We start from the raw sequence: 6,398 nt of genomic DNA, 5'->3' as shown, positions 1-6,398 counted from the left end.
ATCACAAAGATGGCCCTGCCTCCCGGCCGAAGCACCCGTTTGATTTCCGCCAGCAACCGGGCCAGATCGAGCAGGTAGCGCTGAAGCATCCCCCGTTCGCGGCTGGGGAGCCGCTGCATGATCTCCTGGGAGAAGCCCGATCCCTCCAGGAGGGCCTCGAGGGCCGTCAGGCTGGCGCCGTTCTCCGGCCCGCGCTCCGCTCCAATACTGGCAGCCCGGATGGCCCGCAGCTCGCGCAGGCTGTAGCCCAGCCACACCAGCGCCAGTCGATGCCCGCGCAGATAATCGATCGCGTTCAGGTAGGGGGGCGACGTCAGAACGACATCAATGGTCTGATCGGCCAACGAGGCGAGATGACGGGCGTCCTCTCTGGCAACGTCTGCCTCCTCTGTACCAGGCAAGGGGTGAGCTTCCAGGCGGCTGGCAATCTGCTCTACGGCCCGCAGGAAGCCCTCCCTGACCGAGAAGGGAGTGCTCAACCGCGTCCGGTGAGGACGACTATGGGAGACGTCGCGTGCCAGCGAGGCTCCCAGATCCTTGGTCACGATGATCCGGCTCAGGGCCAGACGCAGAGCATCACCGATCGCGCCCTGCTCCTTGAGGAGCGCCGCGCTCAGGCCACGCAAGTCGCTCTGTTGGGGCTGGGCAAACCAGTAGTTCACAAAGGCTGTCGTCTCTGCATCGTTGTCAATCCAGGGCAGGGCAGTCCCGAGCTGAGCACGGGCCTGCTCTAGCAGCCAGACGGCCCTCCGGCGCAACTCCTGGGTGTCGAGGCGCGTGGTCCAGACCCGCGCCATCAGGACGGCCAAAGGATCAATATCGCGGCCAATAGCGCGCAGATGCTGATGGAGCGCTGCTTTCAGCACGGTGCCCGACCCCATCATCGGGTCAAGGACGGTACTGCCAGCGGGAAGGCGTCCCAATTCCTCCAGAGCCACCTCGGGGGCCATGCGGGCTGGAAATGGATGTACAGGCTTCAGGTCTGTCATTGCCATAAGCACCTTCTGGCCTTCTTCGCCATGGCGCTCTTGAACAGCGCTCTCCGGATGAAGCGCAGCAGAGTAACTCTGTAACTGCTCTACTTGCCGTCCGTACTGCCTCCCCCTCAGCACTTCGCTTGCTGGAAGAGACACTTTTTACTCACAGCTCGCAGCGAATTGACTAATATGAATAGTTTAATAGTATTGTAGCATGTCTGCCGATCATCTGGCCAGGGTCTAGCGGCCTCGCTCTATGCCTTTCCAGCTCTTTGCACTCGTTGCTGGCCATCGACCGAGTGCTCCCGGTCAGGTCCTGATGGAAGCCAGCCATTGAGCGGTAGCCCCCCTGCAACTAGGCGACCAGATCACCATCACCGCGCCTGGTCCCAACTGACGCCTCACTGCGGATGGCCTCTCATGCACCCACGGCCCGCCCGCTCCCAGCCTGACCAGCAGCGCTATTGCTCGCATGCGTCAGGGGAATCCTTTTCTCTCTGACCACACCTCATCCATACAGCCAACGCCAGCTCAAGCCAGGGCAGATCGCAGGAACCTCTCAATCAGATCAGCCTCCAAACGGCCTGGGACAGCGGCGTCCTCGCTGGCCAGCTCCCAGATATCCAAACTCTACCGTAGACAACCCATCGCCGGTTGCTGGTTCTGCGCTGCCGATGAGCATGCGGTAGTCATCAGCAATCTCAGCGCTCAGGAGACTGGCTGCATCTGGATGATAGCCTCACAGTGGGCACCGATCTCACCGGTGCTCGCTGGTGGATTATTGCTATGGTGCAGGACTACAACAATCTGACCTGAGTAGGGACCTTGCTGGTCGCGCTGCGCCAGAGCGACCAGCTTCTAGACCTTCCCCAGGGAAACCCCGGCTCTGGGTGGTGCGAGCCAGCGGTCGAAAGCGGTTGGCGCTCGAGGCCATGGCCAGGCGCCTGAATAGCCTCTTGAGGCGGGCAAACTTGCCGGCACGATTTATACGGATCAATAGAAGATATGTGTAAATATAGACAATTTTCTATTTTTTATGCCCTACTTTACTGTCCGGTCGTCATCGCTGCGCGATCGGGGTTCTCTGCCTCTTCAATATCCTGGGCATGAGTGTTCTGGAACGGCGGCGCGGCATTAGTGTCTTGTGCATGCTCGGCGCCGGTGGAGGCAGGGTCGCCTGGTCTTCTGGACGGAGGGTTGGGCGCTGGCAACGATCGCCTGGCTGGTGGCTCTGGTCAGACACAGGTCTACCGGCGGACTATAAGCCCGATTCAGCGCCAGGGAAAGCTACGGCTGCCGATACCCTTCCTTAATTCGTTCAGTCTGCTGGCCACGCTGCTCTTGATCCGCTTGCACGGACCTCGCCGAGCGAGCTGCTGACACTGCCTTGCCGCCCTGATCGCACTGGGCCGGGACTGTTTGCCAGATCGATGCTGCCCGAAGGGAAGGAGGAGAAACCTCAGACATAGGAAAGAAGTAATATCTGACTCCTCAAAGGCACGCGACTCCTCCCTGTTAAAGAAGAGCCTCTCATGAGGCAAGCAGCCCTTTTCTACGAAGAGCAACCTCCTTGATTTTCAGAGCAGCAATCGTTATCCTTGATCATGAGGTATCCGTCCAGTTCCTCCCAGTCATCCCTGGCATTTCTGATCCTAAACAAAGGAGTCAGTCACCATGTTTCGCAACGATGCGAGCGTGGCGAAGGAACGCCTGCTTTCCACGGGACCGCGCAAAGGCTTCTGGGGGTGGTGGTTGGATCTCGTTGCTCCCCCGCGCAAGCCTGAGACGACAGCCAGTCCGTATCTGAGGGAGAAGCTGCGGAAGGCTGAGTTAGCTGGCTATTTCCTGTTCATTCTTGTCTTCTTCGCCCTCTTTGATCTTCTGCTCGCCCTTCTGAACCGACGCCTGGCAAGCGTCGGAGAGGTCTTTCTCTTTCTGGGCTTTCTGGCTCTGGTCGGTCGTCTCAATCGCCTTGGGCGCAGTGAGCTAGCGGCGGGACTGGTCATTGTGCTGATGATGCTCTCTATTGGGTTTGTGATCACCTTCGCGCTCCCCGACAAGGGCGGCTCCGATCTGCTCCCCAGCTATGATTTTTTTATTTATCCTATCATGATCGGCAGTATCTTCATGCCGAGAAAGCTGATTATCCCCTTCACCGTGGCCGAAATTGCCTTTGTCTGGTACAACCTGCTGCTGGGGCCCCACCCGCCTGAGATCCTCCGCGCCCGAGGAACTCCGACGATGTGGCTGTGGCTGGCCCGTCCCACTCTCATGATCGGCATCACGGCTATTGTCAGTTGGCTCGGCTCGCGCAGCGTTGAGCAGGCCATTCTACGTGCCGACCGCGCCGAAGAACTCATGGCCGCCGAGCGCCTGCTTTCTGCCCAGAGTCGCCTGCTTCTTGAGCAGCAAGAGCAGCTCAAGGCCGAGATCGCGCACATTTTAATGGTCCATCGCGAGGCGGCTGCCGGTAACTATAGCGTACGCGCCTCCATCAAGAGCGGCGGCATGATCTGGCAGATCGCTCACACGCTCAACAACTTACTGGCGCGCTGTCAGGAGTTAGCACGTGACCACGACGAGCTGAGCCGGGCGCGGGAGGATATCGAGAAGGTTGCCAACTACATCGAGCACCTGCGCCAGGGACGGTATTTGCCGTTGCCGATCTGCCACTCGATTCTGGGCAAGCGCCTCATCTATGCGCTCACTACGAACTTGCCCTCAGCGCGGCCATCTCAACCGCTGCGCTCTGATGGCCGCGGTACAGGACCCACCACGGGATCCCATCCCCGATCGTTGCGCATTTCTCTCGAATCGCTGGGCGGAGGCAAAGAGGAACCGCCCTCCGAGCAGAAGCCGGGGTCGGGACGGCCAAAGGTCTGAAGATTGGCTCGCCTTTGGTATCCTCGACTGTGTCTGATCCTATCCCTATTGGAAAGAGAGGAGGTACTCTCGCATGTCAGACAGACCTGACACGGCCTCAGTGGCCAGCCACGCCGCCGAAGCAGGCCCCTTAGAAGGGCAGGTCGCAGCACCGGTGGCGGAGCAGCGCCCAGTTTCCTGGCTCTTCGGCCTTGTCTACCTGTTGGCCAATCTGGCGGGCAACTGTGTGTTGCTCCCTGTGATCATCTTTCTTATCCCCTATCAGGTCAACCTGCTTGATCCGGTCCACCACGTCAGCAGTCTGGCCCTGGTCCAATCTGTGGGGGGAGTCTTTGCCCTGTTGGCCACCCCTCTGGCAGGCGCCATCAGCGACCGCAGCCGTGCCCGTCTGGGGAGGCGCCGTCTCTGGCTGCTGATCCACATGCTCTGCGCCTGTCTGGCCCTGCTCTTACTCCGTTTCGCCCCCTCGATCCTCGTCATCGTCGCTGGCTGGTCACTATTGCAATTCTTCGGCGGGGCCTTGCTGACCGTGCTACAGGCGATCATCCCTGATCGCGTGCCGCTCAATCAGCGCGGTCTCATCTCGGCCCTGGTCGGACTGGCCATTCCCCTGGCTGCCGTTCTGGGTGGGGTCATTGTGGCCGTCATTTTCCGCAGCAGCTATCTGGCGGCCTACTATCCGCTGGGCGCCGCGCTGATCGCCAGCATCCTACTCTGCGTGCTCGTTTACCGTGAAGAACCAGGGAGCGTCGGGCCAGCCCTTCCGTTTCGCCTGAAAGCCTTCCTGGCGCGTTTCTGGGTCAACCCCCGCCAGCATCCTGATTTCGCCTGGGCCTTCATTACGCGCTTGCTGCTCTTTCTCGGTTACTTCGCTGTTGCAACCTATATTCAGTATTATCTCAAGGATGGCCTGCACTACGAGCAGCTCTTTCCGGGCAAGAAGGTCCTGGATGGTACGCTGGCCGTTCAGAGCATCGAGACCCTGCTTATTCTGATCTGCTCCTTTGGTGCTGGCTGGCTCTCTGACCGGCTGGGGCGTCGCAAACCGCTGGTGATCGTAGCTGCGCTTCTGGTCATGCTGGCCCTGCTGACGCCCGTCGTCCTGCCGACATGGGGCGGAGTCCAGCTATTTGCCGCTCTCCTTGGGGCGGGCTACGGCGCCTATCTGGCCGTCGATACCGCTTTGATTACCCAGGTTCTGCCGAGCGCCGCCGACTATGGACGCGACCTGGGCCTGATCAACCTGGCCCTCTCCATCCCCCTGATTCTCTCGCCGGCGCTTGGGGGGCTGCTGATCAACAGCCTGGGCTACACTGGCCTCTTTCTTGTGGGGGCCGGCATCGTCCTGCTCAGTGCGCTCATGGTGCTGCCCATCAAGAGCGTGCGCTAGCCTTGCGCTGCCGGCGAGAGCGATTACGAGCAAGAATCTCGCTCTGAAGGGAGCCATCGATGTCTTTGTCGCTTGATCTTTCGCAGCCAGAGCACCTGCTGCGGGCCTTCGTGAAAACGCGCGCCTCGCTGATCGACGAGGAGGTGGTCTGCTGGTGGAGCGGGCACGTCTACAGCCTGGTGCCGGGCGAGGCCAGTCGCTTGCTTTTCGCCGTTGAGGGCTACAATATCTGTCGCTGCCGCCCGGTCGCCGACGGATATGAGCAGCTTTCTCGCGAAATGATGCTCTATCTGGATCCGCAGCAGCGCGCGATTCTGGAGCGCTGGACCAATCCATTTACGGGAGAGGAGGTCGAGGTCATCCCGGTCTGGAACGATCCTGTCAACCAACGCTATCGACTAGGGGGACCACAGGGAGCGTTGCCGCTCCAGGTGACGCCCCTGGAGGCGGGAAGAATCTGCCTGGCCCTTGATATCTTGCTGGCCTATCCTTCTCCTCTGCCGCGCGCTCTCTACCCTCGCTATTCGCAGAGCGATCTTTACCAGGGGGCCGAGCTGTTTCAGTTTTTCGTCAGGCGCCAGGACCTGGAGGATGAGGGACTGCTCTCGGCGCCCTGTGAGATTGCCTGGACGCGCATCGGACCCTGGTTGCCCTGGATGGCGATGGCCGATCGACCAGGCTGGCTGCTCTACCAGTGTCGCGGCTGTAAGCTGGCAGGAGGATATGCTGCCCTCCCGGCCTGGCTGCGAGCCTATGTCGAGCGCCATCAGCCGGACTATCAGCATGCCCCCCAAGAGTGGCGCTCGCCGAATGAAAGCTCTTGGAGCTATTTCAAGAAACAGCTCCTGGCCCGATCTCAGTCGCCGGTGAGCGATGCAGATTAACTTCTTGTTGATAACCTACCGGAGGGGACAACAGGGAGGGTGCGCTCTCAGCGCCCAGTGAGCGCATCCTCCCTCGCTTCTCAGATCGCGCTGAGGAGGCAGCACAGGGCATCGCTCTAGAGGCGGTGGGACCTGTCTATCCCCTGGCCTGGAGGCCAGCCGGGCCTGGCGCGCCGCGCCTGGCGAGCGGGACCAGGCCCAGAGCCAGAGCGGGCGGATGGGCAAGGTCTCTGGTGGCTGCTCTCCTTCCCGGGAAGGGAGGAG

General features: G+C 60.7%; 4 protein-coding genes. 3 read left to right on the top strand and 1 reads right to left on the bottom strand.

The window, feature by feature from the left end; all coding sequences use genetic code 11:
* Positions 1 to 989: hypothetical protein (locus ACFMO7_RS13740; RefSeq protein WP_376796056.1), on the bottom strand; the 989-nt coding region annotated here is incomplete at its 3' end.
* A gap of 1,662 nt (positions 990 to 2,651) precedes the next feature.
* Here ACFMO7_RS13740 and ACFMO7_RS13735 point away from each other — a divergent pair.
* The 3 genes from ACFMO7_RS13735 to ACFMO7_RS13725 all read left to right on the top strand — a co-directional run bounded on the left by ACFMO7_RS13735 (position 2,652) and on the right by ACFMO7_RS13725 (position 6,134).
* The gene (locus ACFMO7_RS13735; protein WP_376796055.1) at positions 2,652 to 3,860 is read left to right on the top strand and encodes a hypothetical protein; all 1,209 of its coding nucleotides are present in this window, start codon (positions 2,652 to 2,654) and stop codon (positions 3,858 to 3,860) included.
* Positions 3,861 to 3,933: 73 nt separating this feature from the next.
* Entirely contained in the window at positions 3,934 to 5,250 is a 1,317-nt protein-coding gene (locus tag ACFMO7_RS13730; protein ID WP_376796054.1) for an MFS transporter, read from the top strand.
* Positions 5,251 to 5,309: 59 nt separating this feature from the next.
* Positions 5,310 to 6,134 carry a DUF1838 family protein gene (locus ACFMO7_RS13725; protein WP_376796053.1) on the top strand — a complete coding sequence of 275 codons (825 nt, stop codon included), beginning with the start codon at positions 5,310 to 5,312 and terminating at the stop codon, positions 6,132 to 6,134.
* The last annotated feature ends 264 nt before the right edge of the window (positions 6,135 to 6,398 follow it).

The sequence above is a fragment of the Thermogemmatispora sp. genome, assembly GCF_042408735.1.
Classification (GTDB): domain Bacteria; phylum Chloroflexota; class Ktedonobacteria; order Ktedonobacterales; family Ktedonobacteraceae; genus Thermogemmatispora.
The sequence above is the reverse complement of the archived record's forward strand: the minus strand, read 5'-3'. Positions and strand labels throughout refer to the sequence as shown.

Excerpts from the sequence above, each read along its gene's own strand:
- ACFMO7_RS13725 (WP_376796053.1), top strand. The coding sequence starts at position 5,310 with ATGTCTTTGTCGCTTGATCTTTCGCAGCCAGAGCACCTGCTGCGGGCC.
- ACFMO7_RS13730 (WP_376796054.1), top strand. The coding sequence starts at position 3,934 with ATGTCAGACAGACCTGACACGGCCTCAGTGGCCAGCCACGCCGCCGAA.
- ACFMO7_RS13735 (WP_376796055.1), top strand. The coding sequence starts at position 2,652 with ATGTTTCGCAACGATGCGAGCGTGGCGAAGGAACGCCTGCTTTCCACG.